The organism is Pusillimonas sp. ANT_WB101, assembly GCF_008369125.1.
GTDB lineage: Bacteria > Pseudomonadota > Gammaproteobacteria > Burkholderiales > Burkholderiaceae_B > Allopusillimonas.
Genome location: NZ_VOAY01000002.1, coordinates 245500 through 262628, shown reverse-complemented (window position 1 = coordinate 262628; position 17129 = coordinate 245500). Strand labels below are relative to the sequence as shown.

Sequence of the window (17129 nt, the reverse complement as noted above, 5' to 3'; positions counted from 1 at the left end):
CGTCGATACTGGCGATTCCTATATTTTTGAGAGAAACTCAAATGACACAGCGGTTAAATTATTACAAACTAGCGCCCACCCTCGCCAAGAAGTTTCAAGAGTTCAGCCAGACGCTTGCTGCTAACGAAATAAATAAAGAAATGGGTAGCCTGATTGATATCCGTGCTTCGCAGTTAAATGGCTGCGCATTTTGCTTGGATATGCATGTAAAAGAGGCAAAAATCAACGGCGAACGCGAACTGCGCCTGCACCATATTGCTGTATGGCGTGAGTCTGCCCTTTTTTCGCCACGCGAGCGCGCTGTTCTTGAATGGACGGAAGTCGTCACCAATCTACCTCCTCACGGCGTTCCCGATGAAATATTCAATGCCGTCCGCAAGGAGCTGTCGGAGCAGGAATTAAGCGAAATTACGTTTCGTATCGTAGCCATCAATGGCTGGAACCGCCTGGCAATTTCCTTTACAAATGAACCGGGTTCTATGGATGCCGCGTTTGGGTTGGATAAGGCGGGGCTGAAGTGAGTTGGTTCAGGTGATATTAGGCCGGCCTGGCGAAGAAGGCTGACCATTTACTGGGCCGACTGTAAGATCACGCGGCGCAATGCGTTTTGATCAGTTTCGTCGCGGTCTTGTTGCACCCCGCTATCGTCAGAACGAACGCCATCCATATGCACCAACCGTCTACACCTGCTGATGGGCAGCATCTGTTACACAGCTTCACGTCTACAAGATGGCACCACGCGTTTTCTTAGCGCAAAAATCTGTTTATTGCACAGGCCGAAAATATAACGAGTAATATATTTTTGTATGCAGTTCGCCTTGTAGAAAAACAATGCAAAAACCAGATACCAACGCCGAATCGGAATTGCCCGACGCGGTTTTGCTCGGCAGGCCGAGCCTAAACCGTGTGAATGCCAGCATCTCGGTGCCGATGACGGGTTCCTGGCTGCGGCGTCTGCTCGCGTTTGCTGGGCCAGGCTATATGGTGTCGGTAGGGTATATGGACCCGGGCAACTGGGCCACGGACTTGGCCGGCGGCTCGCATTTTGGTTACCTGCTGCTTTCGGTCATTCTCATTTCGAATCTGATGGCAATCCTGCTGCAGGCTTTGGCCGTGCGTCTGGGAATTGGCGCCGGTCTCGACCTCGCCCAGGCCTGTCGGGAGCGCTATAGCCGCCCAGTAAGCTTTGTTCTCTGGATACTCAGTGAAATCGCCATCATTGCCTGTGACCTGGCGGAGGTGATTGGCACCGCCATTGCGTTAAACCTGCTGTTTTCCATTCCGCTGACAATAGGGGCAATACTGACGGCGCTGGATGTCATGCTCATACTGTTATTGATGGGGCGCGGGTTTCGCTGGCTTGAAGCCTTTGTCATGGCCATGCTATTGATTATTTTCGTCTGCTTTGGCGTACAGATAGCGTTGGCACAACCTGTGATAGGCGAGGTATTAGGTGGCTTCATCCCACGTGCCCAGATAGTGACTGACCCCTCGGCGCTATACCTGGCGATTGGCATTATCGGTGCCACTGTAATGCCCCATAACCTGTATTTGCACTCGGCCATCGTGCAAACGCGTGGCTATCCGCGTACACCGGATGGGCGCCGAACAGCATTGCGCTGGGCGCTGACCGACAGCGCTGTCGCGTTAACCCTGGCCCTCTTTGTCAATGCAGCGATTCTTATCATGGCAGCTGCGGTATTCCATAAGGCGGGGCGCACAGATGTGGAAGACATCGAACAGGCCTACAGCCTGCTCTCGCCATTGCTGGGCGCTAGCGTGGCCTCGTTGCTTTTCGCGATAGCGCTGCTGGCCTCAGGGTTAACGTCTTCTGTGACGGGGACTCTGGCGGGGCAGATTGTGATGGAAGGGTTTCTGAACCTGCGCATCCCTAGCTGGATGCGCCGGCTGTTGACGCGCAGCCTGGCTGTGATCCCAGTGGTGTTCGTCACAAGCTTGTATGGCGCAAACGGCACCGCAAAGCTGCTGGTGCTTAGCCAGGTTGTTCTATCTATGCAACTGCCGTTTGCAGTGATCCCACTGGTGCGGTTTGTGTCAGATCGCAAATTGATGGGGTCGTTTGTGCTGCGCCGCAGTGTGGCTGTTTTGGCGTGGGTTGTTACGGCGGTGATCGTTGTGCTGAATGCTAAGTTGTTGGTTGATTTTGTTTTAACGTGACTCGGCAACTGTGATGACATTCGGATATGAACAGGGGCGTGTCCTACGAAGATACAGCGAGACCGACTGTGTGGGATTAACCGTGCTCTAGATACTTAGACATCAACAGTACGTTCTCTCGATGAAACTCCAGATACTTGCGTTGCCCACTGGAAAACGAACCAACATTAGGCGGGTGCTGCGGATCCAGGCCCATGCGCATCAATGATTCTTGATGGGCAACAGGCGAGATAATGGTTCGACCATTGTCATCAAACCCAATAAACCCACGATCAAATAAATGATCCATGCTGGGCGTCAAAAGCAAGCCATTTTCACCATCCAGGCGTTCTTCGTTATTAGCATCGCGCCAAGGTTTGCAATGGCTGGCTCGCAGATGCTCTTGGCGATTTACTCCAGTAATTCGGCATGCGTGCTCCAGTCTCATCACGCGCTTTTTGAATAAGCCCTGCCCGCGTCGCGAGAGAACAATGGCTTGCCGCTCAGTGTCTTCTAATGACGTATCCGTCTGTACTTGATTCAGTTCATGTTCTTCCCACTCTACAAGCCCAACGCCTGATGCAGAGTACGCCGGTTGCTCGTCCGCAAGGTAGTACCCCTTCGCTAAACTATGTGCTTCAGCACCCAGTAAATCGATAAGTGCTGCTGCAAGGGTTTCAGGAAGGCGCGTCAGGTAAACGCTTTGTAGACCAGCGCCATTTGGGCGCAAAGGAGCGTATTTTGTAGGCAGTAGGGGTGCCAACACGGCCATATGATCGGCGGGCCTGGTCGTTAGCCGTAATTCATGGAACTTGACGTCGATACGCCAACCGATGTTATTCCAGTAGGCACCCGCCTGGCCAAACTCCAAGGGCTTAGGGGACTCATAGGCATGTGAAGCCGCAATCCCGATTGCACGGATATGAGTGTTGCTGAAGGAAAAAATGATATCCCCAGGCGTAACTTCACGCATGAAGTCATAGAATGGGTTTTGAGCTTGGTTTGCCTTGCGTTTTGGAGACCAGAGATACCCGCCCGGCACTTCATGGCGGTATGTTTGGTTTTGATTGACCCACCAATAACGCATGCTGACCTAATCTGCTTGTGGAAGATGGATGGCAAGGGCTTGATGCCTTAAATGTAGCATTTTTGTGTCTGCTCACCCACACATGCTTTTGCTGGGATGACTGAGGCTAGCTTGACTTGTGCGTCGAGCTAGCAGCATGCCGAGGGGAAGGCCTGGCTGAACAACTGCAAGCCATGCTGACCGCAGCTGTATCGCCTCAAGTGTTATTCCACTTTCCCAATATCCTGTACCGCTTTTCTTAATAGAGCATCGTCCGCGTCCCAGTAAGTCTGAAACTCATCAGCATCCAGGTAGTCGATGGGGCTGCCTGCTGCCAGGACTGTTGCCTGCACGGCTGGGTCGTTCGCCACGGCTTTGGCTGCGGCACGCAAACGCGCGATCACTTCAGCTGGCACATCTTTGGGTACAAAAATGCCTGACCATTGCACGAATTTCACGTCGTATCCCTTCTGGGACAAGCTGGGCGTATCGGGCAACGCGGCTACCGGCTTGTCGCCCCAATGCGCCAAGGGGCGTACCGTACCAGATTTGATATGTTGCAGAATGCTGGAAGGCCCTGTGGAGATCGCATCGACCTGACCGCTTAGCAAGGCCACAACCGCAGGCCCTGCTCCCGTGTAGGGGATATGTGTCATTTTAATATTCGCGTTTTTCTCGAGCATGGCCATGGGCACGTGCATGGAGCCGTAGATACCCGAACTGCCGTAGTCCAGTTTGCCGGGCGCCTCACGGGCGGCCGCGACAAACTCATCAATCGTTTTCCATGGTGAGTTGGCTGGGACGACCAAGACGGTCGGGTCTGCGGTGATACGCGCAATGGGCTTAAAATCCGTTGTGCTGTATGCAGGCTTGCGCCCGAGTATTTGGTCTGCCTCAGGCAAAATTGAGATCGACGAAAGCATCATCAGTATTGTGTAACCGTCCGGTTTGGCGCGCGCTGCCTCACCTGTACCAATGGCCCCACCCGCGCCACCCTTGTTCTCGACGACAACAGTCTGCCCCAACTCTCTGCCGAGTGCGTCTGCGATGGGCCGTGCTACCGTATCCGTCACACCTCCAGGGGGGAAGGGCACGATCATTTTGATGGGATGTTCTGGGTACTGGGCCCAAGCCATGCTGGAAGCCAGCATGGTCAGGCCGACCGTGAACATTTTTACTGTAATTGCTTTCATCCATGTCTCCTTCATTTAGTAATAAGCCGATAGTGGGCTTTTTCTTATATGTCGCTACGTGCAGCGCCTATCGAAAGGCGTTTTCAAGTGTGCCGATGCCGTCGATCTGGATACGAACGCGATCGCCAGATTTCAAGTAACGAGGCGGGGTAAAGCCCATTCCTACACCAGCAGGTGTCCCGGTCGCAATGATGTCACCGGGGTAAAGAGAGATGCCCCGCGAGCAGGTCTCGATAAGTGTGGGCAAGTCAAAAATCAGATCACGTGTCTGGCCTTCTTGTCGAAGTTCGTCGTTGACCCAGCAGCGCACACGTGTATCAGTCGCATTAAACGAGTCGGCCGTGATTAGCCAAGGCCCCATTGGACAAAAGGTGTCGAATGATTTGCCCAAGTCCCATTGCTGATGCCTCATTTGCACATCACGTGCGGTTACATCATTGACAATGGTGTACCCCCAAACGTGGCTCATTGCATCTGCTTTGCTGATGTTCTTGCCGCCTTTGCCAATCACGATGGCTAGTTCTGCCTCGTAATCAACTTGTTCGGTGACGCCAGTAGGAAGAATGACATCGTCACCATGGGCGATGACGGTTTCGGGCACTTTGGTGAAAACGATAGGCCAGGCAGCAGCATCTGTATTGTTGGCCTTGAATACCGACCCAGAAAGCTCTTTGGCATGCGCATGATAGTTACGCCCGACACAGAAAATGTTGCGTCGAGGCCGTGGGATGGGTGCAAGTAGCTTTACCGAACTTAGCGGTATTGCTGTAGCGTGAGCAAGTTTGGCTATACGGGCTTGATCACCATAGGCTTCGATCAGGCCGAGTACGCCTTGCTCGGCAGTTTCTGGTGCGACGTCCAAGGCTTGTACCGTTAAAGCGTCTTCACTGACAACGCCGACATAGCGTTGTTGATCTTTCATGTAAGTTGCAATACGCATAGACTTCCTTAAATGCTGTGGCAATAGCGACCTTGAGGCCAATTTGTACCACTTATGTACCATTGTCGCCAAGCTGGTATGAATGCGGAAGTATATGGTTCTAATAAATACAGTGCAATCTCTATTTTTATCAATGAGAAAGAGGGCGGTGCGTATGTTGGCGCTATTAACCAATTGGTACAAATATGATATTCTGGCACCCTTATTCATTTTGTACCGAATTTGCAGACCATGACATCTGATGTATTCGCACTTGGCTTGCGCAGTGCCGGGGCGCAAGCATTGGCCACTTACCTATACGAAGAAATTCGTTCTGGTCGGATACCCGTCGGCGTAAAGTTACCCGCTGAGCGAGAACTAAGTGAGCGGTTCAGTACATCCAGAGGCTCTGTGCGACGCGTCTTGGCGGCTTTACGGGATGAGGGCTGGATCACTCAAGCGGTCGGAAGCGGCACATTTTCCGCCCGTCCTGCCAATGAGGCATCTACAGGTTCGGATAGCAATGGTGGTTTGCTTGACCAAACCAGCCCGGCCGAACTCATGGAAGCACGCTTGTTAATTGAGCCGCTCATGCCGGCGTTGATTGTGCGCCATGCCACGCGCAGCGACTTTGCACGCATGCACGAATGCCTGGTAAAGGGGGAGCACGCCCAAACCGTTGAAGACTTTGAACATTGGGACGGCGAGTTACACAAGGCGCTTGCACACGCCACGCACAACCATTTCTTCCTGCAAGTGCTGGCGCTTAGCAATCGAGTTCGCCAGCAAGGTGATTGGGGCAGGCTAAAACGCAACTCGCTCACACCGCAACGTCGCGCCGAGTATGAGCGTCAGCACCGCGTTATCGTAACGGCGCTTGAAGACCGCGATGCAGAATCAGCGCGAGCAGCCCTAATCGCCCATTTAGTACAAATCCAGAAGAATTTGTTCGATCCGCCTGTGGTTGAGTGAGGCAGCCTCCTGACTGCGTCAGGCCACCTGCGCAGTTTTGAATTGCCTGCCACAGGGTGATCGACGTCGTTTTGGCTTGAGAGGGCCGTAGGCAATGAGCATTGAAGATAAACAGGCAGAAGCTTGGGCTCTCATACTTGTGGCGGTGCCTTTAAAAAGTACTGGCCACCGCCTCACTAGAGAACAAAATTATCGCGATTAAACGTCATTTCTATTCTGCCCATCAATCAGGATGAAGGCGATTCGTGCAGGTTGATCTGAGCGGTTACTCCATCCATGGCTCGTACCGCGCTGGATCAGAACATCCCCAGCCTGCATGGTTACCTCTTCCTCATCCATAATGGCCACGATTTCACCTGAGAGCAAAATTGCGTAGTCGACAGTCGTCGTTGTGTGCATACCGGGATGTTGGCCTGGTTCGGGGGCGTGCTGTGCATCTGCAAATAACTTACCAAAACTCGCCTTCATTGCCCGCTCACGCTCAGCTGGATCCTTTGGTTCTGGAGGCATGTCAATAATGCGGATTACCGACCCGTTTTTAGGGGGAAGCACGCCGCTAAGACTTGTGACGAGATCAGATCCGTTAATGTCAGCAGGCGCAGAGTCAGTTACCCATAAATTGGTAACGCGATAACCAGGTCGGTCTGCGAGGGTGAGTACAGCGGGGGATGTGCCATCTTCGATAATACGTGAGCGACCATTTTCATCGTGGCCCGTCACTATGCGCCGTATAGGTTTTGTTGTATCCATCTTAAGAATCCTCTAGGGGTGGATTGAGTAAATAACGTCGAGAAGCGATCTGCCCTGTACACAGGGCGGTTATCGCCGCTTTGCAGTTTGGGTTGTTTGCTGCATCCAGCCCCGCTTAGGTTGCACAGCCCATTTCTATTCCTTTTTGATATCCAAGTCACGCGTCAACTCTGCGTTTTCGTCGTAGGTTTTCTTAAGACGGCTTTTAAACTGTGAGGCGGGCAGATATGCCGGAACTTGGCTGAAGTTTGCAGCAGCTTCGCCGAACGCTTTTGATTCGACGATTGTTTGGCATAGACCTTCCAGCTTCTTGACAATGGGCTCCGGTGTACCAGTGGGTACGTAGATTCCATTGAGACCTGGCGTGGTAACAGGATAGCCAAGGTCGCCCATGGAGGGAGCATCAGGAAATGCTGGATGGCGTTTGTCAGCAAGGACCGCCAGGATTCGCAAATTTTTTCCGGCCAACGAAGAAATGGCGGGTACTCCCACGTCCACATGACCACCCAATAAGTCGGGAAGCATCTGGCCATCACCCCGGTAACCAATGCCGTTTAGTTTGATGCCAAGCGCTTTCTCAATGGCGACAATAGAAAGCTGCGGAACTGAACCGGGGCCGGCGTGCCCGTACGAGATAGACCCCGGGTTCGCTTTGGCTTTTTCAATTAGGTCTTGTATTGACTTGATAGGTGAGTCAGGGGTTACGGCTAAAGCGAATACGTTCTCAAAGACTTGGCAAATAGGTTGTATTGCGTCTGCGTCGAATGGCATTTTATTGACGAGAAAAGGCGCATTCGTCAGCGCAGAGGCGGGTGAGAATACGACGGTATAGCCGTTGGGGTGGGCATGGGCCAGCGCTGAAAACCCTACCGTTCCTCCCGCGCCCGGGCGGTTAACCACAACCCATGTTTGATGGGTAAGTTTTGATGCCTCTGCCGAGAAGGCCCGGGCCATCGAGTCCACACCGCCGCCTGCAGAATATGGAAGAATGACCTCTACGCGTGTGTTCGGATAGGTGTCGTTGGAATCTGCAGCGGACATGCCTGGAAGAAGCGCTGCTGCCAGAGCTATTGCCGTTAGTGCCTTTTTTTGGATGGATGAGAAAGTGCGTTGCATGTTGTCTCCTGCCACTTTAATTAAATTGGGAATGTTTCTATTTGTTGGGTGTGTTGAGAACGGGCGCCTGCAGTCCACCGACGAGAAAATGTCTCAACGCCTCAGCCATCTTTGAAATGTTGGTGGCATCAGCTTGGCCTCGGGAAAGCCTGTTGAGTCGATTGGTCTTGGAGTTGTCCGTAATCGTGAGCACGATCGAGCTCACCATGAATACATAGCGCCAGTAAAACTCTTCTCGGTTTACGGACGGGCAGGTTTGAGCGATAGCATCAATAAATTTTTCGGCCATCGGGTCAAAATGATCTTCGACAATACGATTTGTGGCAGACGTAGGTGCCATCCGGTGCCGTAGGATCATCTGCGCAAGCAAAGCGCCATTACGACGCGAAGCTACGTCGACATAGGGGCGTAAGAAGATGTCTACTATTTTTTTAAGCCGTACCTGCGTACGCTCTTCTCGGTTCAATAGCTCTTCAAGTGCTAACGTTCGTGCTGAGTTCACTTCGCGCGCAAGCGTCTCGAAGACAGCTTCTGCCAAGCCTTCTTTGCTTCTAAAGTGGTAGTTGACGGAGGCGACGTTTACGCATGCATGAGCAGTGAGCTCACGCAGCGAGACTCTTTCAACTCCTTTCTCTCCGAATAGCTCAATAGCGGAATCAAGGATCCTGGCTCGGCTGTCCATTTCTTCTTTCATCAGCCCCTCCTAGATTTCAGCATATGTTTCCCTGTGGCCTGACGCTGAGTGTTACCTAATTCTATTTTTAAACACGTGTTTAAAGCAAGTGTTTAAATCTGATGGTATTAAGTAATTTTGAGTTGTTCTGGGCGACGCGCAGCAAACTGCGATTTGCAAAATTCCCTGCAAGCACTTTGTCGAGAGTACGGACTAGATATTCACGTTTTCTGTGGTCAAGAATCAATGCAAGCAAGCAAGCAAGCAAGCAAGCAGGGCAGGGCAGGGAAAGGAGCTCGATGTCCGCCCAATCGAGCAAAAAAAACATCCTATCCCCTGCATCCAAATCATCATTCCATTCGTATATGTGTATGTAGGGAAATTTCACCTGCATACTTTCGAAAGGAATAATGATGAAGACAATAATTCGCTCGGTAATCATGGCATCCATCTTGGCAACAGGAGCTGCTAGCGCAACAACCGTTGACGTAGGCGGCGCTGCTATGTACTCGCAAAAGAACATCGTCGAAAATGCCATGAATTCCAAAGACCACACCACCTTGGTCGCGGCCGTAAAAGCAGCAGGCCTGGTCGATACGCTTGAGGGTAAAGGGCCGTTTACCGTGTTCGCCCCTACTAACGAGGCATTTGGCCGGTTGCCCGAAGGCACCGTTGATATGCTTCTGAAACCTGAAAGTAATAGCAAATTGACCAAGGTGCTGACGTATCACGTCGTGCCAGGCAAGTACACCAAGCACGACCTGGAAAAGCTGATTAAAGAGCACAAGGGCAAGGCCATGCTAAAAACCGCATCGGGCGGCATGCTGACCTTCATGATGAATGGCCCGCAAAATATTCAGATTATGGATGCGTCGGGTGGCGTGGCTAACATCTCTACATACGATGTAATGCAAAAAAATGGCGTCATTGATGTTATCGACAACGTGTTGTTGCCTAAGTAATCAGCTTACAGGCCGGTCTGTTGATAAAGCCTTGGCAGGATCGGTCTTCTTCACTTGAAGCAGGTCGCGTTGCCAAGGCGCAAGGAATATCATGTCCAAAGTCAAAGTACCTTATATAGCCCCGTCAGAAATCACCCCTGAATTTGTAGGGCAGTCGCGTCGTCGCTGGTTGCAACAGGCCGGCTTTGGGGTGGCCGCGGCCCTGGCGAGCGATGCCTTTGGGCTGCGCGACGCCATGTCGGCGACGCTGCCGCCCAGCCTGCCAAACTCAACGTATCAGCTAGACGAAAAGCTAACATCTGAAAAAGATATCACCACCTACAATAATTTTTACGAGTTCGGCACCGACAAGAGCGATCCATCCAGATACGCTGGGGCCATGCAAACGGAACCCTGGACGGTTTCCATTGAGGGTGAAGTCGAACACCCCGGCGTTTACGATATGGACAGCTTGCTTAAACTGGCCAGCATGGAAGAGCGCGTGTACAGGCTTCGTTGCGTTGAGGCGTGGTCTATGGTGATTCCATGGCAAGGCTATTCGTTGGCCATCTTGTTAAAAAAGGTTGGCCCTACTAGCAAGGCCAAGTATGTAGAGTTTGTGACCGTCGAACAACCAAAAAACATGCGAGGTATAAGTGCGCATATTCTTGACTGGCCTTATGTGGAAGCCTTGCGCATAGACGAAGCCATGCATCCGCTGACACTGCTGACGTTTGGTTTGTACGGAAAAAGTCTTCCTAACCAGAATGGGGCGCCAGTGCGAGTGGTAGTGCCGTGGAAGTATGGTTTCAAATCAGGAAAGTCGATTGTAAAAATACGCTTGACGGAGCAGCAGCCGGTCACCAGTTGGGTCAAGATTGCACCCAGCGAATACGGCTTTTACGGCAACGTCAATCCTCAAGTGCCTCACCCGCGCTGGAGTCAAGCCACGGAACGGCGCATCGGCGCGGGCGTATTCGCGCCGCGGGCCGAGACGCTAATGTTTAATGGCTATGCGGACCAAGTGGCGACGCTATACACGGGCATGGATCTGAAAAGAAATTTTTGATGTGAGGTTCGAACGTTAGCGGGGTATTAATATGTGCGCTCGTACTAACTTGAAATGGCTACTATCTTGGACGCTTTTGTTGTTTGTATCAGCACGAGCACCACGTTGAATGTGCAACAACCAGGCTGGGTCAAGCCATTTGTTTGATATCGTTGCGCCCAATTTTGTCATTGACCGGTGATAAGGTTATGGGCGAGTATGTTGAATCGAACCTTAATGTGGAACTGCGTGCAAAAGTACAAAACACATGGTTAGGCCCTCTGACCAAGAACATCGAGACCTATTGAGTGCCGTGTCACGAGGCGATCAGCAGGCTTTCGAGGCCCTTTATGCAAGCGTGTCACCACGACTGTATGCGGTTGCCTTGCGTCTGCTTAAGCGTCCCGTATGGGCTGAAGAGGTATTGCAAGATGCCTTTATTACCGTATGGAACAAGTCAGGCAGTTACAACAGCCAAATTAGTTCTCCGCTGACCTGGTTAACCAATATCGTACGCAATAGGGCTATTGATTGGATGCGCGTGGCAGACAACCGCTGGGTCGAGCTCGATGACACGACGTTAAACGAGCTTCCCAGCACCGAAGGCAACCCGCTGGAGCAATTGGAAAGGGCTGATTCGGACAGCCGTCTGGGCGACTGTCTGGGCATGTTGTCATCAGAGCAGCGCCAAAGCATTGTGTTGGCGTATTACCACGGCTTATCCCATGGTGAAATTTCCAAGCAGTTGGAGCATCCTCTCGGAACCGTAAAGAGCTGGGTGCGCCGCGGCTTGGCACAGTTGAAAGGATGTTTGGGGTTATGAGCGAACACACGCGAAACGACGCACTGGCTGCCGAATACGTGCTTGGCACGTTGCGCGGTGCTGCGCGCCGCCGTTTCGAAACCCTAATGGAAGGCGATCCCGCACTGGCGACTAAGGTAGGCCAATGGCAGGAGACGCTTGGGGTATTGGATGCAACCGATCAGCCCGTCCAGCCTCCGGCACGTGTGTGGCGTGCAATTCAATCGCGCTTACCTCACCCTCACGCCGCAGATCAAGGTATCAACGTATCGCCAGCTAGCCTATCTTCAATTGACGCCACACCTTCGGGGCAGCTCAGCCCCATCACAAAGCCAAAAAGCCGGGCGGCCAATCATGGATGGCAACTTGTCAGTTTTGCCTTGGCGGCCAGTTTGGCTGGCGTGCTGCTATGGCCGCGCTTTCAGGTCCTGAACGAAGCAGATACAGGCCCAAGGCCAGTGGCCGTGTTGGCAAGCGCGCAAGGAGAAGGCGGTCAGCAGATTGTGGCAAGCTTCGATGCCAACAATGGCATGCTTGTGCTTACTCCGCTTAATCTGGCGTCTATAGATACCGAGCACAGCCTGGAGTTGTGGTTGATTGCCAAAGATCAGAAACCGGCTCCGCTGGGCCTGATTCAAGCAGATTCCAATACTGTGCTTGTTCTGGATAAAACCCGTTTAACGTCCGACGTAACCCTGGCGGTAAGCCTGGAGCCCTCAGGTGGCTCACCAACTGGTCAGCCTACGGGCGCGGTACTTTATGCGGGCAAAATTAGCAGAATTTGATGACGGATTATGCATGACATAGAGCTGGTTTCGGGCGTCACTGCGCGAAGCCGTGCCTACGTCGGTCAGACGGCCAAGGGTAGACAATAATGCCTGCCGGCATGAGCCGACAGGCAGCTATGATCTCAGTGCTGGTTAATCGACAGACGCACCCGAACGTTTCACAGCCTTGCCCCATTTTTCGATTTCTTCGGCGACGAAGTGCTTGCCTTCTTCCGGCGAATAGACGAGTGGTTGGGCGCCGCGTGCGCTGAGCGCGTTGGCCATTGCGGGCGATTTAAGGATGGCGTTGATTTTCTGATTAAGATACTTAAGTACATCGTCAGGCGTGCCGGCAGGCGCGAAGATCATTGCCCAGCCGACTGCTTCAAAACCGGGATAGCCCGATTCAGCGACGGTAGGTACGTCTGGCAGCTGCGACACACGTTCGCGTGTGGTAACGGCTAACGGCACGGCCGCGTTCGATTGCACATTTGGCAGGGCTGCCGTAACAGAGTCGACCATTAGCGGCACATGGTTGCCCAGGAAATCAGCCTGGGCAGGGCCACTACCTTTGTAAGGTATATGGCGCAGCTCAATGTTGGCGTCAGACTTGAGCATCTCTGCCGACAAATGCTGCGTGCCACCTATGCCGGCGCTGGCATAGGCAAGCTCGTCTGGCTTGGCTTTGGCCTGCGCGATAAGGTCTGCCATAGAATTAATACCGCTTTTTGGATTGGCCAGGAAAATCAGCGGTACGGTAAAGATTCCACCTACAGGGATGAAGTCTTCTTTCAAAGAATAGCCAGGCTTGCTGTACAGCGTTTGGTTGACAGCACCGGCGCTACCGCCAACAGCAAGGGTATAGCCATCGGGTTTGGACCGGGCGACATACTGCATCCCAATATTGCTTCCTGCGCCTGCCTTGTTCTCGACAATGACAGCTTGCCCGAATTCTTTTGCCAGCTCTTCGGCAACCATACGGGCAAAAATATCTGTAGCTTGTCCGGGAGGAAACGGCACAATCAAACTGACGTGTCGTTCGGGGTAAGCGGCGTGGGCGAAGCCGGCTGCGCTGATAAGGGCGCTGGCTACAAGGCCGGTAATTATATTGACTCGCTTGAACATGAAGTACCTATGTTGAATTTTGTACTGAGACACATGAAATAGGTATCGGAACGACGCAACAGTACCGGGTGGGTCGGGTCGATTCCAGGCTTGCTGTCAGCACAGGGTTGGGCGCAGCGTACCAGCGGACGGCTGTCCAGGGGTGTTGGGCAGCTGCCGGATGTTTTCTTGGGCAACGCAGTTGTGCACGTTTGCCGAGACGGAATTGTACTGGCAGTGTACATAATGCAAATAAATGGGGAGGGCTGTTCGATAAAGTGTGTTGGCTTTCTAACAGACTTCAAAGAGGCATGATTTCGACGGATTCTTTTAAAATAGCGCTACATAAAATTTTATAACCATCAGCATCAAACCCCGCGCTGACTTTACCGTGCTTAGCGGCTTCGTCAGAAGTGCCTACGGTCGCCAGATAACACCAATTGCGCACTATATGAATTTGCGTCGTGCCTTGAAAACGTTCAACCAAACCGACCGCACCGGGATACGGCCAACATGTCACACGCAGTTTTTCGAGCGCTGCGTTAAATCTGCTGGTATGGTCGGCCAAACTTTCCATGCCGTAGCATGCACCCGCGCATCGAGTGATCGACGCGCGGAAACATTTGCGATCTGACGGCAACTTTTCTAACCCTATTATCCCGTGGCATAGACGGTGAGTATTCGCTAATTCATACAGCTTATCTAGTGCGGCGGTGCGACTGCGAAAAAGACCATACAGATCTGATTCGACCGAAAAGTCCATATCACGTGAATAAACAACCTCTGCCTTGCCGTCACGTAGCCGTAGTGAACATAACTGCCTATTGCTGCGCAACTTTTGATTGAACAGTGGTTGGCGTTCTTTAATCATGCGGGCTTCCAGCAGCAACGCACCAATCTCACCAGCTGTTGGTATAAACGTTACCTTCCGTGTTTGATGCAGCATGCGAAATTCTTCACGTGTTCTGAAGTGTGACATCACTCGCTGACGAATATTGACACTCTTGCCGATGTACAGCGGCATGCCTTGGAGATCATCGGTATGGAATATGTAGACGCCTGGCGAAGATGGTAAGCCTTCGAGGCACTGACGCAGGTGATCGGGGTAGGCATATTCTTGTGTGGCTCGCGTGACGCGTGAGGTTCTGGGCATGGGTAAATTCGAATATTTTTGATGGTGGCCGAGACAACATATAAATTGACGGCGCTTTTTCCTGAGTGAAATGGGTTGCTGCAGATATCGAATAAGCGGGCTTTAGTGCCACCGCACGCAAGGCTGAGCTGGGGCTAATCAGTTAACGGAGGCCGGCAAAGATTGAAACAGCCTTGTTGTAGGATATGTAGCGCTCTGATTTTGACTGTGTAAACGTACAGTGTAAATGCGCGCACCTCGTATTGGCAAGGAAGGCCCTATGATTGTTGCGCTTTCAGCTTCCGTAAAACCTCAGGTGGCGCGCGCGACAACGGATATTGGGTTGTCAGGCGGCGGCGACTAGAATAGCGTTCCTGCCTGAGCTTGTTCTTCCTGGAGCCATTCCATGCTTGCCACGTTGACGCCATATTTTCCTGCCTGGACCCACGAATGGCTGGGTACGCTTGTTTTAATCATCCAGTTGCTGGTTATCGTGCTTGGGGCCTGGCTGTTGCAGCGGGGATTGGGGCGTATTTTGCATCGTGCCAGTGTGCACTACGACTTGCCGGTGCATTTGATGAAGCCCACCGCAACGATTGTGCGCTGGATCATTATGACAACTGCCGCGTTGCTGGTGCTTGGCCTGCTGGGCGTTTCCGGAACGGTGCTGTGGACGGCTTTTACGGGTTTTGCGGCAGTGGGTGCCGTGGCTTTCTTCGCGGCCTGGAGCGTGCTCTCGAACATTTTCTGCGCCATCTTGATTTTTACTGCGCGCCCGTTTCGTTTGGGCGATTATGTAGAGATTCTGGATACGGCAGAAAAGCCGGGTGCCAAAGGTGAAGTCGTGGATATCAGCTTGTTATATGTCACCCTGCGGGACAGCTCAGAAGAACATCCGGGTGCGCTCTTGCAGATACCCAATGCGTTGATTTTTCAGCGGGTCGTACGCCGCTGGAAGGGCGGGCCACCACGCCAACCCCTTAGCAACCGGTCTTCGGTGTCGTCCGAGTAGCTTCCCGGTTATGGGTAGTGAGTGCCTCAAGCATGCGTTCCGACTTGCCCGGCTGCCCCGAGAGGCAGCCGGGGCAACAACGTATTAGTGCTCGATAAACTTCGAATGGTTAGACGTATAAGCATGTAACTCATTCACAACTTGGGTGCGGCTTTTGGCTGACCCGTGAGTGCGCATGGGGTACACAGATGCCTCATCTCCAAGAACGTGACCTGCTTCTTGTGCTGCTGCCAGTGTGGCTACAACTTGAGCGCGGCTCTTGTCGGGGCCGTCTGGGATCATGGGGTATACAGAAACCTCATCCCCGAGAATTTCACCAGATTGTTGTGCTGCTTGAAGCTCGGCGACAACCTGAGCGCGTGACAACGAGGAAGCATGAGTGTTGGCGGCATTAGCTATACCGACCGAAGCGGTCACCAGGATTGATGCCAGAGCTATTGAACGAAGTGCTGTTTTCATCATTATTCCTTTCTAGTACGTAGGTCAAAGTGCCTTACCTATACATATACGAAGGAAAGAACGATTTGGATGCAGCAAATTCAAATTATTTAATTTTTGCTTCCAAATAGCTGGCGCCGTGCGCTTGTCGTACTTGATGTATAGCTGTACCGCCCTCATGCGATCATCATGCAAATACATGAAACACTCCCCAAATAGTCCAAGATTTTGTCCGCACCTCCAAGTGGGTCAAAAATAATGGCCATTGACATCCACTACGCGCCAAGTAGCCCAAGATATTGTCTGCATTCCCCCTGCATCCGTTTAATTGACCATTAACGCGCGACGCGCCGATCGCTAACGTCTCGCTCGCTAACGTGCCGCCGAACAGTTTTTTTACAGCCTCGCGTTATCGACGGCGTGTTCTGGTGAAGATGACCGTTTGTCCCGGCCTATCGTGACCGGAATACCCAATCGGCTACTTCTTGATCCATTTGCCGTTCAGTTGAATGTACTGGCCTGCGGGCGTTTTTTCGAGCGCTTTTTTGCCTGCCATGGTTTCTACATCAGAGAGCTGGATTTTGTTGTCTTTGGCCAGTTTTTGATACTCGGCGCGACGAGCATCATTGATCAGGCGGGCAATTTCAGCAGCATCGCCTTGTGGCGCAACAACGCCTAAATAGCCATCGGGCTTTTCACCCAAAAGACCAGTGGATTTCGCCTGGCCAAGGTTGCTCATGGCACCGCTAAGGTCCATAGAGAAAGCTGTCGTGCTTACAAGGCTGGTCGCCAATAGTACAGGCATTAAAAATTTACGAAAATTCATGATGCGCTCCTTAGAATAAGCCGCTAGATTTGTCGAGAATGTTATCAAGCTCTTTATCAACCTTAATGTAAATTTCATGTTGAATTTTTACATTCAGGTTAATGGTGATCGGATCAGTGGGCATTGCCAGTTGCACCGTAGGGGTGCAGGCGCTAGTGAGCAAAGCAAGTAAAGAAATAATTGAAAATAGATGTGCACGCATAAATTCACCCT

The 17129-nt window shown here is 52.1% G+C and carries 20 protein-coding genes; 8 read left to right on the top strand and 12 right to left on the bottom strand.

Annotation, left to right across the window (positions count from 1 at the left end; genetic code table 11):
• Positions 1-41 precede the first annotated feature (41 nt).
• Together FQ179_RS10170 and FQ179_RS10165 are read left to right on the top strand one after the other, a co-directional pair.
• Positions 42-521, top strand: coding sequence for a carboxymuconolactone decarboxylase family protein (locus tag FQ179_RS10170; protein WP_149397664.1), 480 nt, complete (start codon positions 42-44; stop codon positions 519-521).
• Positions 522-831: 310 nt separating this feature from the next.
• Entirely contained in the window at positions 832-2178 is a 1347-nt protein-coding gene (locus tag FQ179_RS10165) for an Nramp family divalent metal transporter (RefSeq protein WP_149397199.1), read from the top strand.
• A gap of 76 nt (positions 2179-2254) precedes the next feature.
• Here the strand turns inward: FQ179_RS10165 and FQ179_RS10160 are convergent, their stop codons facing one another.
• From FQ179_RS10160 to FQ179_RS10150, 3 genes are all read right to left on the bottom strand, one after another.
• Positions 2255-3244 (bottom strand): HNH endonuclease, encoded by a 990-nt coding sequence (locus FQ179_RS10160; RefSeq protein WP_149397198.1) that lies wholly within the window; start codon positions 3242-3244, stop codon positions 2255-2257.
• 203 nt (positions 3245-3447) lie between these two features.
• Positions 3448-4416 carry a tripartite tricarboxylate transporter substrate binding protein gene (locus tag FQ179_RS10155; RefSeq protein ID WP_149397197.1) on the bottom strand — a complete coding sequence of 323 codons (969 nt, stop codon included), beginning with the start codon at positions 4414-4416 and terminating at the stop codon, positions 3448-3450.
• A gap of 67 nt (positions 4417-4483) precedes the next feature.
• Positions 4484-5356, bottom strand: coding sequence for a fumarylacetoacetate hydrolase family protein (locus FQ179_RS10150; protein ID WP_149397196.1), 873 nt, complete (start codon positions 5354-5356; stop codon positions 4484-4486).
• A 231-nt stretch (positions 5357-5587) separates the two neighbouring features.
• Here FQ179_RS10150 and FQ179_RS10145 point away from each other — a divergent pair, with 231 nt between their 5' ends.
• On the top strand, positions 5588-6307 hold the full coding sequence (locus FQ179_RS10145; RefSeq protein WP_149397195.1) for a FadR/GntR family transcriptional regulator: 720 nt from the start codon (positions 5588-5590) through the stop codon (positions 6305-6307).
• Between the two features lie 198 nt (positions 6308-6505).
• Here FQ179_RS10145 and FQ179_RS10140 read toward each other — a convergent pair whose 3' ends face one another.
• The 4 genes from FQ179_RS10140 to FQ179_RS10125 all read right to left on the bottom strand — a co-directional run bounded on the left by FQ179_RS10140 (position 6506) and on the right by FQ179_RS10125 (position 9384).
• The gene (locus tag FQ179_RS10140; RefSeq protein ID WP_149397194.1) at positions 6506-7057 is read right to left on the bottom strand and encodes a cupin domain-containing protein; all 552 of its coding nucleotides are present in this window, start codon (positions 7055-7057) and stop codon (positions 6506-6508) included.
• Between the two features lie 135 nt (positions 7058-7192).
• Complete coding sequence (locus FQ179_RS10135) at positions 7193-8173, bottom strand: tripartite tricarboxylate transporter substrate binding protein (RefSeq protein WP_149397193.1); 981 nt, start codon at positions 8171-8173, stop codon at positions 7193-7195.
• Positions 8174-8210: 37 nt separating this feature from the next.
• On the bottom strand, positions 8211-8867 hold the full coding sequence (locus FQ179_RS10130) for a TetR/AcrR family transcriptional regulator (RefSeq protein ID WP_149397192.1): 657 nt from the start codon (positions 8865-8867) through the stop codon (positions 8211-8213).
• A gap of 79 nt (positions 8868-8946) precedes the next feature.
• Positions 8947-9384: a hypothetical protein gene (locus FQ179_RS10125; protein WP_255474984.1), complete on the bottom strand. Its 438-nt coding sequence runs from the start codon at positions 9382-9384 to the stop codon at positions 8947-8949.
• Here FQ179_RS10125 and FQ179_RS10120 point away from each other — a divergent pair.
• The 4 genes from FQ179_RS10120 to FQ179_RS10105 all read left to right on the top strand — a co-directional run bounded on the left by FQ179_RS10120 (position 9287) and on the right by FQ179_RS10105 (position 12422).
• Positions 9287-9808 (top strand): fasciclin domain-containing protein, encoded by a 522-nt coding sequence (locus FQ179_RS10120; RefSeq protein ID WP_255474938.1) that lies wholly within the window; start codon positions 9287-9289, stop codon positions 9806-9808. The two genes, FQ179_RS10125 and FQ179_RS10120, sit on opposite strands and share 98 nt — an antisense overlap.
• Positions 9809-9899: 91 nt before the next feature.
• Positions 9900-10856: a protein-methionine-sulfoxide reductase catalytic subunit MsrP gene (gene msrP / locus FQ179_RS10115; protein WP_149397189.1), complete on the top strand. Its 957-nt coding sequence runs from the start codon at positions 9900-9902 to the stop codon at positions 10854-10856.
• Positions 10857-11103: 247 nt separating this feature from the next.
• Entirely contained in the window at positions 11104-11658 is a 555-nt protein-coding gene (locus FQ179_RS10110) for a sigma-70 family RNA polymerase sigma factor (RefSeq protein ID WP_149397188.1), read from the top strand.
• Complete coding sequence (locus tag FQ179_RS10105) at positions 11655-12422, top strand: anti-sigma factor domain-containing protein (protein WP_149397187.1); 768 nt, start codon at positions 11655-11657, stop codon at positions 12420-12422. The genes FQ179_RS10110 and FQ179_RS10105 overlap by 4 nt, the downstream gene beginning before the upstream one ends.
• Positions 12423-12557: 135 nt before the next feature.
• On the opposite strand, the gene FQ179_RS10100 is transcribed toward FQ179_RS10105, so the two are convergent.
• Both FQ179_RS10100 and cho read right to left on the bottom strand, forming a co-directional pair.
• Positions 12558-13529 (bottom strand): tripartite tricarboxylate transporter substrate binding protein, encoded by a 972-nt coding sequence (locus tag FQ179_RS10100; RefSeq protein WP_149397186.1) that lies wholly within the window; start codon positions 13527-13529, stop codon positions 12558-12560.
• Between the two features lie 280 nt (positions 13530-13809).
• Positions 13810-14661 (bottom strand): excinuclease Cho, encoded by an 852-nt coding sequence (cho, locus tag FQ179_RS10095; protein ID WP_149397185.1) that lies wholly within the window; start codon positions 14659-14661, stop codon positions 13810-13812.
• A 385-nt stretch (positions 14662-15046) separates the two neighbouring features.
• Between cho and FQ179_RS10090 the strand changes: the two genes are divergently transcribed.
• Complete coding sequence (locus FQ179_RS10090; protein WP_149397184.1) at positions 15047-15652, top strand: mechanosensitive ion channel domain-containing protein; 606 nt, start codon at positions 15047-15049, stop codon at positions 15650-15652.
• Between the two features lie 84 nt (positions 15653-15736).
• Here FQ179_RS10090 and FQ179_RS10085 read toward each other — a convergent pair whose 3' ends face one another.
• The 3 genes from FQ179_RS10085 to FQ179_RS10075 form a co-directional block, all read right to left on the bottom strand.
• The gene (locus tag FQ179_RS10085) at positions 15737-16111 is read right to left on the bottom strand and encodes a DUF4148 domain-containing protein (RefSeq protein ID WP_188074576.1); all 375 of its coding nucleotides are present in this window, start codon (positions 16109-16111) and stop codon (positions 15737-15739) included.
• A gap of 457 nt (positions 16112-16568) precedes the next feature.
• Positions 16569-16916 (bottom strand): YdbL family protein, encoded by a 348-nt coding sequence (locus FQ179_RS10080; protein ID WP_149397182.1) that lies wholly within the window; start codon positions 16914-16916, stop codon positions 16569-16571.
• A 10-nt stretch (positions 16917-16926) separates the two neighbouring features.
• Positions 16927-17118 carry a YnbE family lipoprotein gene (locus tag FQ179_RS10075; RefSeq protein ID WP_149397181.1) on the bottom strand — a complete coding sequence of 64 codons (192 nt, stop codon included), beginning with the start codon at positions 17116-17118 and terminating at the stop codon, positions 16927-16929.
• Positions 17119-17129 lie beyond the last annotated feature (11 nt).

Excerpts from the sequence above, each read along its gene's own strand:
- FQ179_RS10170 (WP_149397664.1), top strand. The coding sequence starts at position 42 with ATGACACAGCGGTTAAATTATTACAAACTAGCGCCCACCCTCGCCAAG.
- FQ179_RS10165 (WP_149397199.1), top strand. The coding sequence starts at position 832 with ATGCAAAAACCAGATACCAACGCCGAATCGGAATTGCCCGACGCGGTT.
- FQ179_RS10160 (WP_149397198.1), bottom strand. The coding sequence starts at position 3,244 with ATGCGTTATTGGTGGGTCAATCAAAACCAAACATACCGCCATGAAGTG.
- FQ179_RS10155 (WP_149397197.1), bottom strand. The coding sequence starts at position 4,416 with ATGAAAGCAATTACAGTAAAAATGTTCACGGTCGGCCTGACCATGCTG.
- FQ179_RS10150 (WP_149397196.1), bottom strand. The coding sequence starts at position 5,356 with ATGCGTATTGCAACTTACATGAAAGATCAACAACGCTATGTCGGCGTT.
- FQ179_RS10145 (WP_149397195.1), top strand. The coding sequence starts at position 5,588 with ATGACATCTGATGTATTCGCACTTGGCTTGCGCAGTGCCGGGGCGCAA.
- FQ179_RS10140 (WP_149397194.1), bottom strand. The coding sequence starts at position 7,057 with ATGGATACAACAAAACCTATACGGCGCATAGTGACGGGCCACGATGAA.
- FQ179_RS10135 (WP_149397193.1), bottom strand. The coding sequence starts at position 8,173 with ATGCAACGCACTTTCTCATCCATCCAAAAAAAGGCACTAACGGCAATA.
- FQ179_RS10130 (WP_149397192.1), bottom strand. The coding sequence starts at position 8,867 with ATGAAAGAAGAAATGGACAGCCGAGCCAGGATCCTTGATTCCGCTATT.
- FQ179_RS10120 (WP_255474938.1), top strand. The coding sequence starts at position 9,287 with ATGGCATCCATCTTGGCAACAGGAGCTGCTAGCGCAACAACCGTTGAC.
- FQ179_RS10125 (WP_255474984.1), bottom strand. The coding sequence starts at position 9,384 with ATGGCATTTTCGACGATGTTCTTTTGCGAGTACATAGCAGCGCCGCCT.
- msrP (WP_149397189.1), top strand. The coding sequence starts at position 9,900 with ATGTCCAAAGTCAAAGTACCTTATATAGCCCCGTCAGAAATCACCCCT.
- FQ179_RS10110 (WP_149397188.1), top strand. The coding sequence starts at position 11,104 with ATGGTTAGGCCCTCTGACCAAGAACATCGAGACCTATTGAGTGCCGTG.
- FQ179_RS10105 (WP_149397187.1), top strand. The coding sequence starts at position 11,655 with ATGAGCGAACACACGCGAAACGACGCACTGGCTGCCGAATACGTGCTT.
- FQ179_RS10100 (WP_149397186.1), bottom strand. The coding sequence starts at position 13,529 with ATGTTCAAGCGAGTCAATATAATTACCGGCCTTGTAGCCAGCGCCCTT.
- cho (WP_149397185.1), bottom strand. The coding sequence starts at position 14,661 with ATGCCCAGAACCTCACGCGTCACGCGAGCCACACAAGAATATGCCTAC.
- FQ179_RS10090 (WP_149397184.1), top strand. The coding sequence starts at position 15,047 with ATGCTTGCCACGTTGACGCCATATTTTCCTGCCTGGACCCACGAATGG.
- FQ179_RS10085 (WP_188074576.1), bottom strand. The coding sequence starts at position 16,111 with ATGAAAACAGCACTTCGTTCAATAGCTCTGGCATCAATCCTGGTGACC.
- FQ179_RS10080 (WP_149397182.1), bottom strand. The coding sequence starts at position 16,916 with ATGAATTTTCGTAAATTTTTAATGCCTGTACTATTGGCGACCAGCCTT.
- FQ179_RS10075 (WP_149397181.1), bottom strand. The coding sequence starts at position 17,118 with ATGCGTGCACATCTATTTTCAATTATTTCTTTACTTGCTTTGCTCACT.